This window comes from Streptomyces sp. SID10853, assembly GCF_010548145.1.
Classification (GTDB): Bacteria; Actinomycetota; Actinomycetes; order Streptomycetales; family Streptomycetaceae; genus Streptomyces.
In genome coordinates this window covers 35,537-53,915 of sequence record NZ_JAAGLN010000002.1, presented here as the reverse complement: position 1 = coordinate 53,915, position 18,379 = coordinate 35,537, and the positions used below count along the sequence as shown (strand labels likewise).

Here is an 18,379-nt window from a genome sequence, read left to right as displayed (position 1 = left end):
GTACGTCACACCTACAGCTCCATCAAGTACACGTACGACGCCAAGAGCCGGCTGTCCGAGGTGCATGACACGGATGGCAACACCTGGTCCTACACCTACGACCTGATGGGCCGGAAGGTCACGTCAACCGACCCTGACGCGGGCACGATCCGCACGGCGTACGACGACCTGGACCAGGTGACGTCCACTACGGATTCGCGCTCCAAGACGCTCAGCTACACGTACGACGAGCTTGGCCGCAAGACAGGCATGTACGACGGGGCCACCCAGGATGCCGCCCATCAGCTGACCAAGTGGACCTTCGACTCCATCGCCAAGGGCAAGCCGAGTGCGTCGGTTCGTTACGTCGGGGGTTCGGGGAGCGGCGGCAAGGCGTACATCAGCCAGGTCGTGACGTACGACGGGCTCTACCGGCCCACAGCGACGCGCACTGTTGTTCCGTCCGTTGCGGGCGAGGAGCCCCTGGCGGGTACCTACACGTCGAGCACTGGGTACAACCTGGACGGCACGGTTCAGACCACATCGGATCCAGCGGCAGGCGATCTGCCCAGTGAGTCGATGACGTACCGCTACAACGGGCTCGGTATGCCTACCGAGCTGTCCGGCAAGACCGGATACGTCCAGAACACGACGTACACGAAGCAGGGCGATGTCTCCCAGCTCACCCTCGGCGTCTCTGCTTCGGACAGTGCCAAATGGCCCCAGGTGACCAACAAGTACGAGGACGGCACCCGCCGTCTGAGCGATCAGCTGGTCACGGACGACAATGCGACCGCGCCGGTGCAGGACACCTCGTACACCTACGACGACGCGGGCAACCCCACCAAGATCGCCACGCATTCCACGGCCGGCGACGACGTCCAGTGTTTCCGCTACGACGGCCACGCCCGGCTTACTCAGGCCTGGACCGCGACGGACGCCTGCGCATCCGGCCCGTCCACGGCGGTCCTGGGCGGACCGGCCGCGTACTGGCAGTCGTACACCTACGACGACCTGGGCAACCGCACCAAGCAGGTCGACCACGCGACCACCGGGCCGGTCGCTGGGCCCGGTGGCCCGGGCGACACGACCACCAACTACACGTACCCGGCCGCCAAGGCGGACCAGCCGCACACCCTGACCTCGGCGACGACCACCCAAGCGGACGGTGCCACCACTGACGACTCGTACACCTACGACTCGTCGGGCAACACCACCGCCCGCACCCTGGACGGCAAGAAGCAGAGCCTTGACTGGGACGACGAGGGCCACCTGGCGAAAGTCACCAATGCCGACGGCACTTCTTCCTCCTATCTGTGCGACGCCGACGGCAACCGCCTGCTCTCGCGCGACAGCACAGGTACCACCCTCTTCCTCGGCGACACCGAGATCCGTCTCGCGAAGTCGGGGGGCACGAAAGCCACGCGCTACTACTCGTGGGCTGGGCAGACCATCGCCGCACGGACCAGCGATGGCCTGCAGTGGCAGCTGTCCGACCGGCACGGAACAGCCGAGACCCAGGTGGACTCCACCACGCAGGCAGTCACCTTCCGCCGGATGGACCCCTTCGGTAACCCGCGAGGGCAACAGCCCTCAACTGGGGCATGGTTGGGCGACAAGGGCTTTGTCGGCGGGATACAGGACACCACCAGTGACCTGACCCATCTGGGCGCCCGTGAGTACGACCCCACCATCGGCCGGTTCGTCTCGCTCGACCCGATCATGGAACTCACGGACCCGCAGCAGATCAACGGTTACAGCTACGCGGCCGACAACCCCGTCTCAGGCTCGGACCCCACAGGCCTGCTGCAGATGTACACGGGCGCCGGCAACGGGAACGATCCGTCCACCTCCCGGGCCTGCGCCGGGTCCAGCCACTCGGCGAGCTGTACGAGTAACGACTGGTCCAAGAATTCGGGCGGCGGTGCGTACACGCACGGCGGAGGAGGGATGGCCGGTGGCGGTGACACCGGCGGGGGAGGCGGCACCACTCACCACGGGTGCGGATGGTCGTTTTCGTGCCATATGAGCCATATCGTCCATAAAACCTACCATTATGTGCAGCAGCATCCGGTGATGGCGGCGGTGATCGGGACAGTTGTCGTGGTGGCCGCAGTGGCCGGATGCGTGGCTGCAGCCGCGGTGTGTGCGGCCGTTCTGACTGGCGTGGCCGAGGGGGTCACCGCAGGGGCAGAGGTAGGCGCGCCCGTTGTCGGCGGTGTCCTCGGTGCGGTCGGTGCGGTCGGAAGCCTCGGGGTGACGGCTGCTGTCGCGGCCAGAGACATCGATGAACTCGCGGCGGCTTCCTCGAAGACGGCGACCAAGGAGGAGGCGGCGACATCTGCCGGTGCCCCGGCAGCGTCGTCCGCAGCGGAGGACACGGCGTCGGCGGGTCCGACGAAGGGCGGCGAGCGGGCGTCCAAGGCGGCGCCCAAGAGCGGCTCCTCGTCGGGCATCACGTGCAGCTTCACCCCGTCCACCCGGGTCCTGATGATGGACGGCAAGACAAAGCCGATCGGGAAGATCAAGTCTGGTGACAAGGTAGAAGCGGCCGATCCGAACACCGGAAAACACCAGGGCCCTCGCGAAGTCACGGCCCGGTGGGTCAACCACGACAACGACCTGATCGATCTCACGATCCGCAGAGCGGACGGCAGCGCTGCGGTCCTGCACACGACGTCCAAGCACCCCTACTGGGACGACACCACTCACGGCTGGGTGCCGGCGGGCCACCTTGTGGCAGGGCATGCGCTCAACACTGCTACGGACAGCCAGGTATTCGTCGCGAAGGTTGCCGTACGTGCCGGTGCGGCAGACATGTACAACCTCACGGTCCGGCAGCTGCATACGTACTATGTGCTGGCGGGGACCACGCCGATCTTGGTGCACAACTGCAATGGCGCGACCCTGGATTTGAAGTACAAGAAGAGTTGGACGCCGGATCAGACAGCCGCAGCTGACAAAAAGGTTGCCGCTCTAAATTCTGCCGACCAGCTTGTCGTGACGGCAGTTGATCGGTCTGGGAGCGCAGCAGATATGTGGCGTGCAGCAGGAAATCAAACGGTGGAAGGTTCGGATATTGACCACATAATTGAGTTGCAACTCGGTGGGGCTGATGATGTGTCGAACATGACGCCACTCGACAGTTCGGTTAATCGCAGCTTCGGTGCTCAAATTTCGGCGCAGATGAAGAAACATGGCCTTCAGCCAGGTGACCTAGTCTGCAAGGTAACAATCAGTCCCAGATGTTAGGTGGATAATCCCGATGGGCCTTCTTGATCTGAACGTCTCTGTCCCTGTTGGCACTGGGGCTGGGATGTGTGCCCTCTGGCAGCCCGAGAGCTTTGCCGAGGTAACTGACCTGGACTCTTGGGAGGACGAGATTGCCGAAGACGCGGCGCTGGTTCGGCACATCGCTGCGGGAGTCTTCGTCCCTATCAATATCGGAGCTGACGGGGCGTTTCAGGTCTCGGTGCGGGGCGTATCTGCCTTGGGGGGCCTGGATGAGCGTGAGCAGAACTACCGTCTGGTCTCGTCAACTCCGTACCTCTTGGTATCGAAGGGGAAGATCGAATTGGGGGGCCTGGAGGCAGTCGGGAGCTATACCCGTGCGCACCGCGTGGAGATTCCTCTTGATCCAGGCCGGTACTCGGTTCTTGTTCACCTCATCGACTGGAAGGCGGAGCCGGGGATGCTTGAGGCCAACGGGAAGCCCTCTGCTGGTGCGCTTCCTGATTTCGTCGTCGAGATCGCAGACGAGATTGCGCCGAGTGCGGGTCACCGAACTGAGGTCATGACATTCGACCGGCCGTAGACGGAACCTGTGAACGGACCCGACAGGCCCAACATCAGCGGGCGAGTGCTGTGGCGGGAGCTGTTCTCTTCCATAAAAGGAACCCCATCTGATGGCGGAGCTGGTTGAGTTCGATGATCTGCAGCAGGTGGAAGTCCTGCTCCGTGCTGGAATTGAGCTGAAGTTCGAACTGTCTGAGGATTCCGAGATCCTCAATGGAAGTCCCGTCTTCGCTGGAGCGCTGAACAGCCTTCGAGATGGGCTGATCGCAGCGGTTCGTTCCGGCCCATCTTCGGGCAACGCGCAGTCCTACGTGGACTGGTATCAAATTTCTGCCCATCCGCACAGATGGGTCATAATCACCCGAAGGGCTGTCTTGCATCCACATGTTCGAGATCTGACGACGGTCGAAATGCGGCAATGGGTCGAAACGCTTGCAGCGCCACTTGCGGTGGATGGTGAAAGCATGGAAGCCATCAAGGCGGAAGTGGAAAAGATACTTGATCGTGGCTGACGAAGCCTCAGGAATAATTTATTCGGCGCTCTTTGGTGTGCGCCCGGGCATAGTGTCGGTTCACTACGTCACCGGTGGTGAAACGGCTGGTCCGGGTACGTTGATGCTGGCGGGTCCGCTCAGGCGGATTGTGGCGCGGTTGGTCGACTTCGTTGTGCTGACGGTGTTTGCCGCAGCCTTGTGTGTTCTGGCTGCTGTCGTCTTTGACAGCGTCTATCCGGACGCTTCGGACGGTGCGGCGTTTCTTCTCTCTGTTCTGCTGCTCGTGGGTGTTCCCGTCGTGACGGTCCGCGTGCACGTGAGAGTGGTGCAGCGGTGGGGCCGGTCGCTGGGCAAGTGGCTGTGCGGGCTGAAGGTTGTTCCGCTGTGGACCGATGGAACGGTGCCGCTCACACGCCGGGCAGCGGCGGTCAGGGAGGCCGCGGCGTGTTTGGCCACCGTGGTTCCGGTCGCCAATGTTCTGGTCGGAGCGGTCCTGCTCGTGCAACTGCTGTCGAACCGGCCGTACTGGCAGAGCAAGTTCGACCGTGCGGCGGGCACCGTGGTGGTGCGGTGGCCGGCGTCGGCGGACGCTTCGCTCGCCGGCCCAGGTGATCCGAGTCCGGCCGCCCCATAGGCGCCGCCTGTCCGGAGTCGCCGCCTGTCCGGCGTAATGGCCGACGCCGAGCGGATCGCATGTGCCACGCCCGACCGCATGGGAGCCGACTGTGGCCTCCGTAGGCCGCGAGACGGACCTGGTGGCTCAACTCCGTGCGCTCTCCACCGCAGGTATTCGCGCGAGCCAGATGTCCCGCACCGGCGATCCTCAGCCGACACTCGGCCGCGGCCGATCACCCCTCGTCCAGTCGTCCGGGGCCGCCCCCGTCACTCGGCCCCGCCCCCCGGCTGCTCCTTGACGTTTCTGGTTCCGTCCAGACCCCGCCCGAGGAACGCGAGCACCACCATCAGGGCGCCCCCGCAGGAGATCGCCCAGTCGGCCAGGTTCATCACGCTGAAATCGCGGACCGCGATGAAGTCGACGACCGCCCCTCGCAGGCCGCCAGGCGAGCGGAAGAGGCGGTCCGTCAGGTTGCCGAGGGCGCCGCCGAGCAGCAGCCCCAGCGCGATCGCCCACGGGCCGCTGTACAGGCGGCGCGCCATGCGGATGATCACCAGGGCGATGGCCACCGCGATCACCGTGAACAGGATGGTCGTCGCCCCGCCGATGCCGAACGCCGCACCGGGGTTGCGGATCGCGCTCAGCTCCAGCCAGCCGCCGATCACCTTGACGGGGGCGTGGCCCTCCAGCTTCGCGACCACGGCCAGCTTGCTGCCCAGGTCGACGGCGTACGCGATCCCCGCCACGGCCAGCAGCAGCGAGGTCCGCCGTCTGCCCCGCGCCCCCTCCTCCGCCCGGACGTCCTGCTGCGCTTCCGCGTCCGACACCGGATTCGTCACGTTCAGCCACCTCATGTCTGCCGTCCGGTCGCATCCCGGCTCACGGCCACGGTCACGGCGGCCCCGGTACGGGAACCGCCTCCCCACCAGCCTAGGGAAAGCCCTGCGGCCACTCGGGCCCGCCCGGGTCGGAGCAGCCCCCTGCAATACCCACCAAACCCTCAGCCCAAGCCCGCCGCGCCATGATTCTTTCGCCTAAGCGGCTGAACTTTTGTTGATCGATGGTTAGTTGAGCAGTGAAGGGGCCTAACCTTGAACAGGTGAACCAGTTGATGTCCCGTGAGTCCGATGCCGAGCAGCCCGGCCCCTCCGGCGGCGCCGGTGATGCCCTTGGTGGTGGCCGCCCCGCCTCCGACGTGGCCCTGCCCGGTGTGCTGCCCGCCGCCCTCCGTGCCGAGCTGATCGCCTTCCGCCGTGATCTGCACCGGCACCCGGAGCTGGGCAACCACGAGTTCCGTACCACCGCCGCCCTCAAGGCGCGGCTGGAACTGGCCGGGCTCGCGCCCCGGGTGCTCAACACCGGGACCGGCCTCATCTGCGACATCGGCGTCGATGGCGCCGACGGCATCGATGGTGCTAATGGCGCCGACGGGGGTGACAGTGGTGGCGACGCCCCGGGGACTCACGGTGGCGCCGGGCCCCGCCCCATGCTCGCCCTCCGTGCCGACATCGACGCGCTGCCCATCCCGGACACCAAGGCCGACTGCGACTACCGCTCCACCGTGCCCGGTATGGCCCATGCCTGCGGGCACGACGTGCACACCACCGCCGTGCTCGGCGCCGGGCTCGTGCTCGCCCGGCTGCACCGTGCCGGGCAGCTGCCGTACCCGGTGCGGCTGATCTTCCAGCCCGCCGAGGAGGTGCTCCCGGGCGGCGCCCCCGACGCCATCGAGTCCGGAGTGCTCGAAGGCGTCGGACGGATCATCGGTGTGCACTGCGACCCCAAGGTCGACGCCGGGCGGATCGGGCTGCGGGCCGGGCCCATCACCTCCGCCTGCGACCGGCTCGAAGTCAGTCTGGACGGCCCCGGCGGGCACACCGCGCGGCCCCACCTCACCACCGATCTGGTGACCGCCGCCGCCAAGGTCGTCTCCGAGGTCCCCGCGCTGCTGGCCCGGCGGGTCGACGCCCGGGCGGGGCTCGCGGTGACCTGGGGGCGGATCGAGGCCGGCCACGCCTGCAACGTCATTCCGCAGCACGCCGAACTCTCCGGCACCGTGCGCTGCCTGGACCTGGACGCCTGGCGGGCCGCCCCCGACCTGGTGCACGCGGCCATCGCCGAGGTGGCCGACCTGCACCGGGCCAAGTCGGTGATCAATTACGTACGCGGGGTGCCGCCCGTCGTCAACGACGGCGCCGTGGCCGAGCTGTTGCGTGACGCCATGACCGCGCGCCGCGGCCCGAACTCGGTCGAGGACACCGAGCAGAGCCTGGGCGGCGAGGACTTCTCCTGGTACCTGGAGCAGGTGCCGGGTGCGATGGCCAGGCTCGGTGTGCGCACGCCCGGCGACAGTGCCCGAGGCGACCTGCACCGGGGCGACTTCGACCCCGATGAGGCGTCGGTCGAGGTCGCCGTGGAACTGTTCACCGCGGCCGCGCTGCTGGATGGACACCGGATGTAGGCACACAGGTCACCGGATGGGCCGGCCCCGTTCGCGTCGATCCGATAACAGGTTCCGAAGGGGCCTTTACCTGACATCTACGCGCGTTACGATCCTCGCGAAAACCAGCGCCGGAAGAGGCGCTTCCAGGTTTGGTTTGAAGGGACCTCCTCTTGCGCCGGGTAACCAAGATCGCCGCGTCTGGCATAGCCACCGCTGCTCTCGCTCTCTCCGTCTCCGCCTGTGGCAGCACGTCGACCCAGCAGGAGGACTCCAAGTCCTCCTCGTCCGGCTCGTCCAAGGGCGTCAAGGTCGGTGTCGCGTACGACGTCGGTGGCCGCGGGGACCACTCCTTCAACGACTCGGCCGCCCGCGGAATGGACAAGGCGAAGAAGGAGTTCGGCGGCAGCATCAAGGAACTCACCGCGAAGACCACCGACACCGAGGCCGACCGCATCCAGCGGCTCACCGACCTCGCGGACGCGGGCTACAACCCGATCGTCGGCATCGGTTACGCCTACGCGAACTCGATGAAGCAGGTCGCCGCGAAGTACCCGAAGGTCACCTTCGGCATCGTGGACTCGGTCGTCGACGCCAAGAACGTCGACAACATCGTCTTCACCGAGGAGCAGGGCTCCTACCTCGCGGGTGTCGCCGCGGCGCTCAAGTCCAAGACGCACCACGTCGGCTTCATCGGCGGTGTGGACGTCCCGCTGATCAAGAAGTTCGAGGCGGGTTACGTCCAGGGCGTCAAGGACACCAACAGCAAGATCAAGATCGACCGGCAGTACCTCAGCCACGGCTCGGACACCTCCGGCTTCGCCAGCCCCGACAAGGGCAAGGAGGCGGCGCAGGGCATGCTCGACAAGGGCGCGGACGTCGTCTACTCGGCGGCCGGCTCCTCCGGCAACGGTGCCATCGAGGCCGTCAACGGCAAGAAGGGCGCCTGGGCGATCGGCGTCGACTCGGACCAGTACAACATCGCCTCGCTGGCGAAGTACAAGTCCTCGATCCTGACCTCCGTCGTCAAGAACGTCGACATCGGCGTCTACGACCTGGTCAAGTCGGTCAGGGCGGGCAAGCCGATGACCGGCACGCACACCTACTCGCTCGCCGAGGGCGGCGTCTCGCTGGCCACCAGCGGTGGCTTCATCGACGACATCAAGACCCAGCTCGCCGCCGCGCAGAAGAAGATCGTGGACGGCAAGGTCAAGGTCAGGACGACCCCCTGACCCTGCTGTTCCCCACGGCAGACCCTGGGCCCGGTGCGAGGGTTGCGTACCTCTCGCCGGGCCCATAACAATGTGTCAACTCTACGCGTGTAGCGCATAGTTGACGCGTTAGCGTCTCACCGCATCCCCGCCTCCGCCGGGGCTCCGCCGCCCCATCGCTCCTTCTCCCGAGGAGAGTGCGCCATCAACGCGTCCAGCCCTCCCGCCGTCGAACTGCGCGGCATCACCAAACGATTCCCCGGTGTCGTCGCCAACCGCGACATCGACATCACCGTCCGCAAGGGCACCGTGCACGCGCTGTGCGGTGAGAACGGGGCCGGCAAGTCGACCCTGATGAAGATCCTCTACGGCATGCAGAAGCCGGACGAGGGCACCATCGCCGTCGACGGTGACCAGGCCGTGTTCGCGAGCCCCGCCGACGCCATCGCCCGCGGCATCGGGATGGTGCACCAGCACTTCATGCTCGCCGACAACCTCACGGTCCTGGAGAACGTGGTCCTCGGCGGCGAGAAGCTGTACGGGATCGGCGCCAAGGCCCGCAACAAGATCCGGGAGATCTCGGACGCGTACGGCCTGAACGTCCGCCCGGACGTTCTCGTCGAGAACCTCGGCGTCGCCGACCGCCAGCGTGTGGAGATCCTCAAGGTCCTCTACCGCGGCGCCCGTACGCTCATCCTCGACGAGCCGACCGCGGTCCTGGTCCCGCAGGAGGTCGACGCGCTCTTCGACAACCTCCGCGAGCTCAAGTCCGAGGGCCTGACGGTCATCTTCATCTCGCACAAGCTCGGTGAGGTGCTCTCCGTCGCCGACGAGATCACCGTCATCCGGCGCGGTACGACCGTGGGCAGCGCCGACCCGGCGACCACCACGTCGAAGCAGCTGGCCGAGCTGATGGTCGGCAGCGAGCTGCCCTCACCCGAGACGCGTGAGTCGACGGTCACCGACGCGCCGATGCTCACCCTCGACGGTCTGAAGCTCACCGCGGTCGACACCGACGGTGTCGTACGTGAGGTGCTCTCCGGGATCTCCTTCACCATCCACCAGGGCGAAGTCCTCGGCATCGCGGGCGTGGAGGGCAACGGCCAGGCCGAACTCGTCGAAGCGATCATGGGCATGCGGGACCCCGACGGCGGTGTCATCACCCTCGACACCACCGACATCTCGCACGCGCCCACCCGCAAGCGCCGGGAGAGCGGCGTCGGCTACATCCCCGAGGACCGCCACCGGCACGGCCTGCTCCTGGAGGCACCGCTCTGGGAGAACCGGATACTCGGCCATGTCACGGAGCGGCCCAACTCCCGCCGCGGGCTGATCGACGCCAAGGCGGCCCGCGCCGACACCGAACGGATCGTCGCCGAGTACGACGTGCGTACCCCCGGGATCGACGTCACCGCGGCCTCCCTCTCCGGCGGCAACCAGCAGAAGCTGATCGTCGGCCGCGAGATGAGCCACCGCCCCAAGCTGCTGATCGCCGCACACCCCACCCGGGGTGTGGACGTCGGCGCGCAGGCCCAGATCTGGGACCAGATCAAGGAGGCCCGCCGCGAAGGGCTGGCCGTCCTGCTGATCTCCGCCGACCTGGACGAGCTGATCGGCCTGTCCGACACCCTGCGGGTGATGTACCGCGGACGGCTGGTCGCGGACGCGGACCCCGCGACGATCACCCCCGAGGAACTGGGCTCGGCGATGACCGGAGCCACGGCCGGCCACCTGGAACACGGCGGGAACGGCGACAACGCCCTGCCGGACGGGACGGGCGCACCGAAGGCCCCCGGCGCCCCGAAGGCCCCGAATACCTCCGGCACCCCGAAGGCTCCGAAAACCCCGGGGATCCCGCAGCCCCGCAGGACCCGGGAGAGCCGCACGACCCAGGACACCCCGGAGACCCCGGAGACCCCGGAGACCCCGGACACCGCCGGCGGCGAAGCTGGGGGAGAGGACCGATGAAGAAGTACACCTCGCGCATCGACCGGGAGCGGCTGCTCCTCGGGATAGCGGCCCCCCTGCTCGCGGTGGTGGCGGCCCTCGTCGTCACCGCCCTGGTCATCCTGGCCACCGGCAAGAACCCGCTGTCCGCGTTCAGCGACATGCTGACGTACGGCTCGGCCAGTGACAGCCAGATCTACATCCTCAACAAGGCGACCACGTACTACCTCGCCGGTATCGCGGTGGCCGTCGGCTTCCGGATGAACCTCTTCAACATCGGCGTCGATGGCCAGTACCGGATGGCGGCCTTCTTCGCGGCCGTCGTCGGCGGCGCGCTGACGCTGCCCGGCATCGTCCAGATCCCGCTGATGATCGTCACCGCCATGCTGGTCGGTGCGATGTGGGCCGGTATCGCGGGCGTACTGAAGGTGACCCGGGGCGTCAGCGAGGTCATCTCGACCATCATGCTGAACTCGATCGCCACCGCGGTCATCGCCTATCTGATGCAGCCGGGCCGGCTCGGCCAGCTCGACGACGCGGGCACCCTGGTCTCCACCAAGCCGCTGCCGGAGTCCTCCTGGTTCTTCTCCATCGACACCGGCCCGGCCGGGATGCTCTGGGGCTTCATCTTCATCGCGGCGCTGGCCGGTGTCGCGTACTGGTTCGTGCTGGGCCGCACCCGCTTCGGCTACGACCTGCGGGCCGTCGGCCAGTCCGAGTCCGCGGCATCGGCCAGCGGTGTCAGCGTGAGGAAGATGGTCGCCACCAGCATGATCATCTCGGGTGCGATGGCCGGTCTGATCGGGATGCCGACGCTGCTCAACGACAGCCACATGTACAGCAACGACTTCCCGCTGGGTATCGGCTTCACCGGGATCGCCATCGCGCTCCTGGGCCGCAACCACCCGGTCGGCATCGCGCTCGGCGCCCTCCTGTGGGGCTTCCTGGAGCGCACCACCAACCACCTCGAATTCATGGGGTACGACAAGGAGATCCTCGGCGTGATCCAGGGCGTCATCGTCCTGTGCGTCGTCATCGCCTATGAAGTCGTGCGCCGTTACGGACTCAAGCGCCAGCAGCAGAAGGTCGGCGCCGAACTCGCCGCGCAGGCCGCCGCCCACTCGAACCAGCAGGAGGTGACGGCATGACCGCGACCATGACCGAGACTCCGCCGCCAGCGGCTCCCAAGGCGGCGAACGCCAAGTCCGGCCGTTCCAGGCTCTCGCTCCCGAAGATCCTGCTGATCGTCGCCGGCGCCCTGGTCCTGCTCTCGCTGGTGCGGATCGTCACCGGCGCCGACCAGCTGACCTCCGAGGGCCAGATCAGCGCCTCGCTCGGACTCGCGGTGCCGATCGGCCTCGCCGGTCTCGCCGGTCTCTGGTCCGAGCGGGCCGGTGTGGTCAACATCGGCCTCGAAGGCATGATGATCCTCGGCACCTTCGGGGCCGGCTGGATCGGCTGGCAGTCCAGCCCCTGGCTCGGACTGCTCGCGGGCATCACCTTCGGCATGCTCGGCGGGCTGATCCACGGGATCGTCACCATCACCTTCGGTGTCGACCACATCGTCTCCGGTGTGGCGATCAACCTGCTCGCGCTGGGCCTCACCCAGTACCTCGCCAAGATTTTCTTCAACCACGGCGCCGCCGCGGCCGCCGGAGGCAACCCGAAGCAGTCCCCGCCCGTCGACTCGATGCCGAACGTCACCGTGCCGGGTCTCTCGGACGGGCTGTCCTCCGTCGAGAAGCACCACTGGTTCTTCGTCTCCGACCTGGCCGGTGTGCTCGGCGGCCTGGTCACCGATGTGTCGGTGCTGACGATCATCGCCGTGCTGCTCTTCGTGGGCACCTGGTGGGTGCTGTGGAAGACCGCGTTCGGGCTGCGGCTGCGCTCCTGCGGCGAGAACCCGATCGCCGCCGAGTCGCTGGGCGTCAACGTCTACACGTACAAGTACGCGGCGGTCGCCATCTCCGGCGGGCTCGCCGGGCTCGGCGGTGCCTTCCTCGCGATGGTGCCCACCCACATCTATCTGGAGAACCAGACCGGCGGCCGCGGTTACATCGGTCTCGCCGCGATGATCTTCGGCAACTGGCGGCCGGGCGGACTCGCCATGGGCGCGGGCCTGTTCGGCTTCTCGGACGCGCTCCAGCTGCGCAACGGCGGCGAGACCGTACACGCCCTGCTGCTGCTCATCGTGGTGCTCCTCGCGCTGCTCGCCGGGTGGAAGCTCTACCGCAAGGCGGTGCTGCAGGGCGCGATCAGCGCGGTCATGGCCGTACTCATCCTGGTCTGGTACCTGTTGACCGACGATGTCCCGTCCGACTTCGTGGGCGCCACCCCCTATGTGGTGACCCTGCTGGTGCTCTCGCTCTCCGCGCAGCGGCTGCGGATGCCCAAGGCGGACGGTATGCGCTACCGGAAGGGCCAGGGCAAGTGACAGAGGTCGACTGGGACGTACTGCGGGAGGCCGCGCGGGGCGCGATGTCCCATGCGTACGCCCCGTACTCGAAGTATCCCGTCGGTGTCGCGGCCCTGGTGGACGACGGGCGCACGGTCGTCGGCTGCAACGTCGAGAACGCCTCGTACGGCATCGGGCTGTGCGCCGAGTGCGGTCTGGTCTCCCAGCTCCAGGCGACCGGCGGCGGCCGGCTGACCCACTTCACCTGTGTCGACGGTGCGGGCGCGGTGCTCGTGCCGTGCGGGCGCTGCCGCCAGCTGCTGTACGAGTTCGGCGGGCCGGGGCTGCTGCTCGAAACCCCCGAAGGGGTGCTGCCGCTCTCCGAGATGCTGCCGCAGGCGTTCGGCCCGCAGCATCTGAACTGACGGGCGCCCATGGCCCTTCCACCGCGTGGAAGGGCCATGGGCCGCCCCTCTCGCTCTGCCCTCTATGCGCGTAGAGTCGTGCGTTACGCATCACGCATCACGTCATGAACCCCCTGCCGGAAGGAACGCCAACTCCATGGACGTCATCTCTGTCATCCGCACCAAGCGGGACCGGGGCGAGCTGAGCCCCGAGCAGATCGACTGGGTGATCGACGCCTATACCCGCGGTGCGGTCGCCGACGAGCAGATGTCGGCGCTGGCGATGGCGATCCTGCTCAACGGCATGAACCGCACCGAGATCGCCCGCTGGACCGCCGCGATGATCAACTCCGGTGAGCGGATGGACTTCTCGGCGCTGTCCAGGCCGACCGCCGACAAGCACTCCACCGGTGGCGTCGGCGACAAGATCACGCTGCCGCTCGCTCCGCTGGTCGCCGCGTGCGGGGCCGTCGTACCGCAGCTGTCCGGCCGCGGCCTCGGCCACACCGGTGGCACGCTCGACAAGCTGGAGTCCGTGCCCGGCTGGCGGGCGCTGCTCTCCAACGCCGAGATGATGGACGTCCTCGACTCGGTCGGCGCGGTCATCTGCGCGGCGGGCGACGGTCTGGCCCCCGCCGACAAGAAGCTGTACGCGCTGCGCGACGTCACCGGAACCGTCGAGGCGATCCCGCTGATCGCCTCCTCGATCATGTCCAAGAAGATCGCCGAGGGCACCGGGTCGCTCGTCCTCGACGTCAAGGTCGGCTCCGGCGCCTTCATGAAGAACCTGGACGACGCCCGCGACCTCGCGTCGACCATGGTCGGGCTCGGCACCGACCACGGGGTCCGCACGGTCGCGCTGCTCACCGACATGGCGACCCCGCTCGGCCTGACCGCGGGCAACGCACTCGAAGTGCGCGAGTCCGTCGAGGTGCTCGCGGGCGGCGGGCCCGCCGATGTCGTGGAGCTGACTCTCGCGCTGGCCCGCGAGATGCTGGACGCGGCCGGTCTGCAGGACGCCGACCCGGCGAAGGCGCTCGCCGACGGCTCCGCGATGGACCACTGGCGGCGGATGATCGCCGCGCAGGGCGGCGACCCGGACGCGGCGCTGCCGGTCGCCCGCGAGCAGCATGTCGTCACCGCCCCGTCGAGCGGGGTGCTGACCCGGCTCGACGCGTACGACATCGGGGTCGCCGCCTGGCGTCTCGGCGCGGGCCGTGCCCGCAAGGAGGACCCGGTGCAGGCGGGCGCGGGCGTCGAACTGCACGCCAAGCCCGGTGACACGGTGACCGGGGGGCAGCCGCTGCTGACCCTGCACACGGACACCCCGGAGAAGTTCGCGTACGCGCTGGAGTCGCTGACCGGGGCCTACGACATCGCGCCCGCGGGCACCGCGTTCACCGCGAACCCGATCGTCCTGGACCGTATCGCCTGACCGTCCTGGACCGCAGCACCTGACCGTCCTGGACCGCAGCACCTGACCGTACGGACGAGTGGGACCGGCAGCGGCGATGAGTTCCGGGCGCCGCGCCGGTCTCCCTGATGTGGATGTCACCGAGCCGCTCGTCTTCGTGGTCACCGGCCCGGTCGGCCGGGCCGATGTCCCGCGCCTGTGCGAGGAGCTGCGGCTGCTGCTGCACGGCGCCGGGGCGGCCGGGCGGGCGGCGGGCGCGGTCGACTGCGACGTGGGCGGTCTCGTCCGGCCCGGCCTGCCCGCCGTGGAGGCGGTCGCCGGGCTCAGGCTCACCGCACTGCGGTACGGCCGCCGGCTACGGCTCCGCAACGCGTCGCCCGCGCTGACCGAACTGCTGACCCTGACCGGTCTCGCGGAGCCCCGGTAGCCGTGACGTACCCATAGCGCCTGGCGGGATCGGGACCGTCCGGCCCGAGTGGGGAACTTTTCCACCGAGTCGATCATCGAATCCTGTGATGCGAAAAACAGAGACCGCGGAACCTGCAGTGACCGTAGAGACCATCGACGACATACGCCGCCGCTTCTTTCCCGTGCGGCTCCCGGGCGCGGGCAGCGGAGTCGGCCGGTGCGTCGACGAAGCGACGTTCCGGGAGGCGGTCGGCGAGATCTACGCGTCCGTCTTCCCCGACCGGGACGCCTACCCGTACCGCCCCAAGTCGCAGGAGCTGGTCACGGAGTACCGGACGCTCCACCAGGAGCGGATCCTCATGGAGGACGGCGACGGAAAGGTCATGGGGTGGCTGAAGGGCCGGATGGCCGACCCCGACACCTTCTACCTGGGCACCAGCGGAATGCTGCCCGAATACCGCGCGCAGCGCGTCGCCGCGCTCTGTTACGTCAAGCTCCTGGAGTACCTGCGGGCCGTCGGATACGAGCGGGTGACGTCCGAGCACCACCCGAGCAACCGCACCGCGATGATCTTCCAGTTGAAGCACGGTTTCAGCATCGAGGGCATGAGCCTGGACGAGCGCTGGGGACCGATGGTCAAGATGGTGCGCTTCTTCGACGAGGACCGCCAGGCCGAGTTCGACCGGCGCTTCGGCTTCGAGCAGTACCCGAAGGCCGCCTGACCGCGCCGTCCGCCGACAGAGCGCCCCGCCACCGACTGCCTTGAAACGAGCGACGGTTCCGCATGGAGCCGCCGCCCCGAGGCGTGTCCGTGTCCGGTATCAGGCGTGCCCGGCATCAGGCGTGTCCTGCATCAGCCACGGTTTACGCCCCGCCCCCCACTCAGCGACCCGATGAGGAAGCGTGCACATCACCTACCTGCTCGCCACCGGCAGCAACGCCATCTACGACGGAAAGTACAGCCGGCACGGGCGCTTCCACACCTACGGCCAGCACAGCTTCGTCCTCGACCTGATCCGGACCATGAGCCGGGCGGGCCACACCGTCCGGCTCGTCGTCGACACCCCCGCCAGCTTCGCCCTGACCTCGACGTTCCGCGGCATGGAATCCGTCACCGTGGCGGAGGAGAAGGAGACGGACCCGTCGGACAAGACCGATCTGATCCTGGTCGACGAGGTGCCCGACGAGATGCTGATGCGGTTCGACGCGCACATACCGGCGTTCAGGATCGTCCACCACGCGGGCCGCCGGTCGTCCGACTACCTCGTCGCGCGCTGCGAGCGCTTCCTGTGCATGACGGAGAACGCGCTGTCCCTGCAGCGCAGGTACCTCCCCCCGGGCCGGGCGGTCCTCGCCCACCAGGGTGTCGACCTGGAGCGCTTCCCCGCCGTCCTCACCAGGAGCGGCGCCCGGCGGCCACGGGTCCTGCTCTACTGCCGGCTGGACTCCGGGCGCGAGGCCCTCCTCGGGCGGATCATCGAGAACATCGACCGCGACGAACTCCTCGTGTACGTGGCGGGCGACGGCCCGGGATTCTGGGACATGAGCGACCGCTTCGGCAGCGAGATCATCCTCATCAACCATGTGCCGTGCCAGTCGATCCCCAACCTCCTCGCGGAGATGGACGTGGTGATCTCCCTCGGGCGCGGCGCGATGGAGGCCATGGCCACGGGTATTCCGACGCTCTGCGCGGGCCACCACTACGCCGGCCCCATCACGGCGGACAACATCGACTCCCTCCTGCGGTACAACCTCACCGGCGCCGACAGCGACCGCCACCCGTCCCTCGTCATGGCGGACATCCGCGAGGCGCTGGACAGCGACCGGCAGGCCGTACGGGCGCTGGCGGAGGAACGGCTGTCGGCCGACGCCTTCATGGAAGGCGTGTCCCACCTGTACGCACAGGTCGCCGGATGACGGACGGGACGGTCAAGACGTCGCCCGGGCTTCTCGCGTCCCGTAATCCACGGCTCTACTACGCCGGGCTGACCGTCTCCCAGATCGGCACCAACACACAGCTCGTGGCCCTGGGCTGGTTCACCTACCGGCTCAGCCACAACGCCATCGTGCTCGGTGTCGTCACCGCGGCACCGATCTTCACGATGCTGCTGTTCAGTCAGGTGGGCGGGCTGGCCGCCGACCGCTTCCCGCCGCGCCGGGTGCTGCTGTGCACCCACGCCCTGCTCGCCCTCATGGCCCTGCTGCTCGGCCTGTTGGCGTACAGCGGCTCCCTCGCGGTGTGGCACCTCGTGGTCAGCGCGCTCTGCATCGGCAGCATCAACGCGATCGGTCTGCCGACGGAGCAGGTCTTCGTATCGGAAGTCGCGGGCGACACCCTGCTCAGGCGGGCGGTCACGCTCAACAACGTCATCCTCAACCTGTCGTTGGTCGTCGGCTCCTCCCTGGCGGGCCCCCTCATGGGGGCGGTGGGCCTGGGCGGGGTGGCCCTGCTCAACGGGCTCTCCTATCTGACGATGCTCACCGCGCTCCTCCTCGTACGCCCGGCGCAACTCCACGTCCGTCCCCGGCGAACGGGCGGGCGCCCCCGGGTGCGTGGCGCCTGGGGATACGTGCGGCACAGCCCCGGCCTCGTGCTCCTGCTGCTCGTCATCGGCACCGTCGGCCTCTTCGGTACGAGTCTCCCCTCGCTGCTCCTCCTGCTGACGTCCCGCGAACTCGCAGGGCAGGCCGGGGCGTACGGCGTCCTGCTCGCCGTCATCTCCGTCGGCTCCCTCATCGGGGCCTGGCTGACCTGGCGCACCAAGGTCGTCCTGGGCACGGTGCTGGTGGGCAGTCTCCTGCTCGGGATCCTCGAACTCGCCACCGCGGCGATGCCGTCCCTGCTGACCCTCGGTCTGGTGCTGCTGCCGGTCGGCATGGTCTCCCTCGTCCTGCGGGCGGGCCTGCTCAGCCTGGCGCAGCTCCAGACGCTGCCGGAGTTCCGCGGCCGGGTGATGGCGATCTTCCAACTCGTGTACCGGGCAGGCTGGTTCCTCGGCACCCTGGCCGCGAGCTGGGTGGCGCAGACATGGGGGCCACGTACGGCGATCGCCTGGGGCGGGGCGGCGGTGACGCTGTCCGTCACGGCGATCGTCGTGGTGATGACGGCGTGCCGCGCGATGTCGGTGTCGCTCGTCGCGAGGCGCGTGCCCCGGGTCAGTATCGCCCTCGCGCCGCAGCCCGAGGGCCGCCACCGGCGTCCCCCGCGCCACCTGACCGCGGACGCCTGAGAAGCTGTTTCCGAGCCCAGCCCGCATTGAACTCCGCTTCGGGGCG

Annotated in this window: 15 protein-coding genes and 1 pseudogene; 15 read left to right on the top strand and 1 reads right to left on the bottom strand. The window is 68.1% G+C overall.

Going from position 1 to position 18,379, the window contains the following annotated elements; genetic code table 11:
* The first annotated feature begins 21 nt into the window (after positions 1-21).
* From G3I19_RS01190 to G3I19_RS01175, 4 genes are all read left to right on the top strand, one after another.
* Complete coding sequence (locus G3I19_RS01190) at positions 22-3,231, top strand: polymorphic toxin-type HINT domain-containing protein (protein WP_343234952.1); 3,210 nt, start codon at positions 22-24, stop codon at positions 3,229-3,231.
* Positions 3,232-3,244: 13 nt separating this feature from the next.
* Entirely contained in the window at positions 3,245-3,793 is a 549-nt protein-coding gene (locus G3I19_RS01185) for a hypothetical protein (RefSeq protein WP_164258459.1), read from the top strand.
* A gap of 91 nt (positions 3,794-3,884) precedes the next feature.
* Complete coding sequence (locus G3I19_RS01180) at positions 3,885-4,286, top strand: hypothetical protein (RefSeq protein WP_164258457.1); 402 nt, start codon at positions 3,885-3,887, stop codon at positions 4,284-4,286.
* Positions 4,279-4,902 (top strand): RDD family protein, encoded by a 624-nt coding sequence (locus tag G3I19_RS01175; RefSeq protein ID WP_164258455.1) that lies wholly within the window; start codon positions 4,279-4,281, stop codon positions 4,900-4,902. The genes G3I19_RS01180 and G3I19_RS01175 overlap by 8 nt, the downstream gene beginning before the upstream one ends.
* A gap of 248 nt (positions 4,903-5,150) precedes the next feature.
* Here G3I19_RS01175 and lspA read toward each other — a convergent pair whose 3' ends face one another.
* Positions 5,151-5,711 (bottom strand): signal peptidase II, encoded by a 561-nt coding sequence (gene lspA / locus G3I19_RS01170; protein ID WP_343234951.1) that lies wholly within the window; start codon positions 5,709-5,711, stop codon positions 5,151-5,153.
* A gap of 284 nt (positions 5,712-5,995) precedes the next feature.
* On the opposite strand from lspA, the gene G3I19_RS01165 reads away from it, so the two are divergent.
* The 11 genes and pseudogenes from G3I19_RS01165 (at position 5,996) to G3I19_RS01115 (ending at position 18,333) form a co-directional block, all read left to right on the top strand.
* Positions 5,996-7,345 carry an amidohydrolase gene (locus G3I19_RS01165; protein WP_164258602.1) on the top strand — a complete coding sequence of 450 codons (1,350 nt, stop codon included), beginning with the start codon at positions 5,996-5,998 and terminating at the stop codon, positions 7,343-7,345.
* A 152-nt stretch (positions 7,346-7,497) separates the two neighbouring features.
* Positions 7,498-8,556 carry a BMP family ABC transporter substrate-binding protein gene (locus G3I19_RS01160; protein WP_164258451.1) on the top strand — a complete coding sequence of 353 codons (1,059 nt, stop codon included), beginning with the start codon at positions 7,498-7,500 and terminating at the stop codon, positions 8,554-8,556.
* Between the two features lie 183 nt (positions 8,557-8,739).
* Positions 8,740-10,272, top strand: a pseudogene (locus tag G3I19_RS01155) (ABC transporter ATP-binding protein); the annotation flags it as partial.
* Between the two features lie 227 nt (positions 10,273-10,499).
* Positions 10,500-11,630 carry an ABC transporter permease gene (locus tag G3I19_RS01150; RefSeq protein WP_164258449.1) on the top strand — a complete coding sequence of 377 codons (1,131 nt, stop codon included), beginning with the start codon at positions 10,500-10,502 and terminating at the stop codon, positions 11,628-11,630.
* Complete coding sequence (locus G3I19_RS37190; RefSeq protein ID WP_164258447.1) at positions 11,627-12,916, top strand: ABC transporter permease; 1,290 nt, start codon at positions 11,627-11,629, stop codon at positions 12,914-12,916. The genes G3I19_RS01150 and G3I19_RS37190 overlap by 4 nt, the downstream gene beginning before the upstream one ends.
* Entirely contained in the window at positions 12,913-13,302 is a 390-nt protein-coding gene (locus tag G3I19_RS37185; RefSeq protein WP_164258445.1) for a cytidine deaminase, read from the top strand. Before G3I19_RS37190 ends, G3I19_RS37185 begins: the two co-directional genes overlap by 4 nt.
* Before the next feature lie 136 nt (positions 13,303-13,438).
* Positions 13,439-14,716, top strand: coding sequence for a thymidine phosphorylase (locus G3I19_RS01135; RefSeq protein WP_164258443.1), 1,278 nt, complete (start codon positions 13,439-13,441; stop codon positions 14,714-14,716).
* Between the two features lie 76 nt (positions 14,717-14,792).
* Positions 14,793-15,122 carry an STAS domain-containing protein gene (locus tag G3I19_RS01130; protein WP_164258441.1) on the top strand — a complete coding sequence of 110 codons (330 nt, stop codon included), beginning with the start codon at positions 14,793-14,795 and terminating at the stop codon, positions 15,120-15,122.
* 118 nt (positions 15,123-15,240) lie between these two features.
* The gene (locus G3I19_RS01125; RefSeq protein WP_343234947.1) at positions 15,241-15,825 is read left to right on the top strand and encodes a GNAT family N-acetyltransferase; all 585 of its coding nucleotides are present in this window, start codon (positions 15,241-15,243) and stop codon (positions 15,823-15,825) included.
* 181 nt (positions 15,826-16,006) lie between these two features.
* Entirely contained in the window at positions 16,007-17,020 is a 1,014-nt protein-coding gene (locus G3I19_RS01120) for a glycosyltransferase family 4 protein (protein WP_164258437.1), read from the top strand.
* Positions 17,017-18,333: an MFS transporter gene (locus tag G3I19_RS01115; RefSeq protein ID WP_164258435.1), complete on the top strand. Its 1,317-nt coding sequence runs from the start codon at positions 17,017-17,019 to the stop codon at positions 18,331-18,333. The genes G3I19_RS01120 and G3I19_RS01115 overlap by 4 nt, the downstream gene beginning before the upstream one ends.
* Positions 18,334-18,379 lie beyond the last annotated feature (46 nt).

What these genes read in the sequence shown, in the direction of transcription:
- G3I19_RS01185 (WP_164258459.1), top strand. Translation starts at nt 3,245, where the DNA reads ATGGGCCTTCTTGATCTGAACGTCTCTGTCCCTGTTGGCACTGGGGCT.
- G3I19_RS01180 (WP_164258457.1), top strand. Translation starts at nt 3,885, where the DNA reads ATGGCGGAGCTGGTTGAGTTCGATGATCTGCAGCAGGTGGAAGTCCTG.
- G3I19_RS01165 (WP_164258602.1), top strand. Translation starts at nt 5,996, where the DNA reads ATGTCCCGTGAGTCCGATGCCGAGCAGCCCGGCCCCTCCGGCGGCGCC.
- G3I19_RS01150 (WP_164258449.1), top strand. Translation starts at nt 10,500, where the DNA reads ATGAAGAAGTACACCTCGCGCATCGACCGGGAGCGGCTGCTCCTCGGG.
- G3I19_RS37190 (WP_164258447.1), top strand. Translation starts at nt 11,627, where the DNA reads ATGACCGCGACCATGACCGAGACTCCGCCGCCAGCGGCTCCCAAGGCG.
- G3I19_RS01135 (WP_164258443.1), top strand. Translation starts at nt 13,439, where the DNA reads ATGGACGTCATCTCTGTCATCCGCACCAAGCGGGACCGGGGCGAGCTG.
- G3I19_RS01130 (WP_164258441.1), top strand. Translation starts at nt 14,793, where the DNA reads ATGAGTTCCGGGCGCCGCGCCGGTCTCCCTGATGTGGATGTCACCGAG.
- G3I19_RS01115 (WP_164258435.1), top strand. Translation starts at nt 17,017, where the DNA reads ATGACGGACGGGACGGTCAAGACGTCGCCCGGGCTTCTCGCGTCCCGT.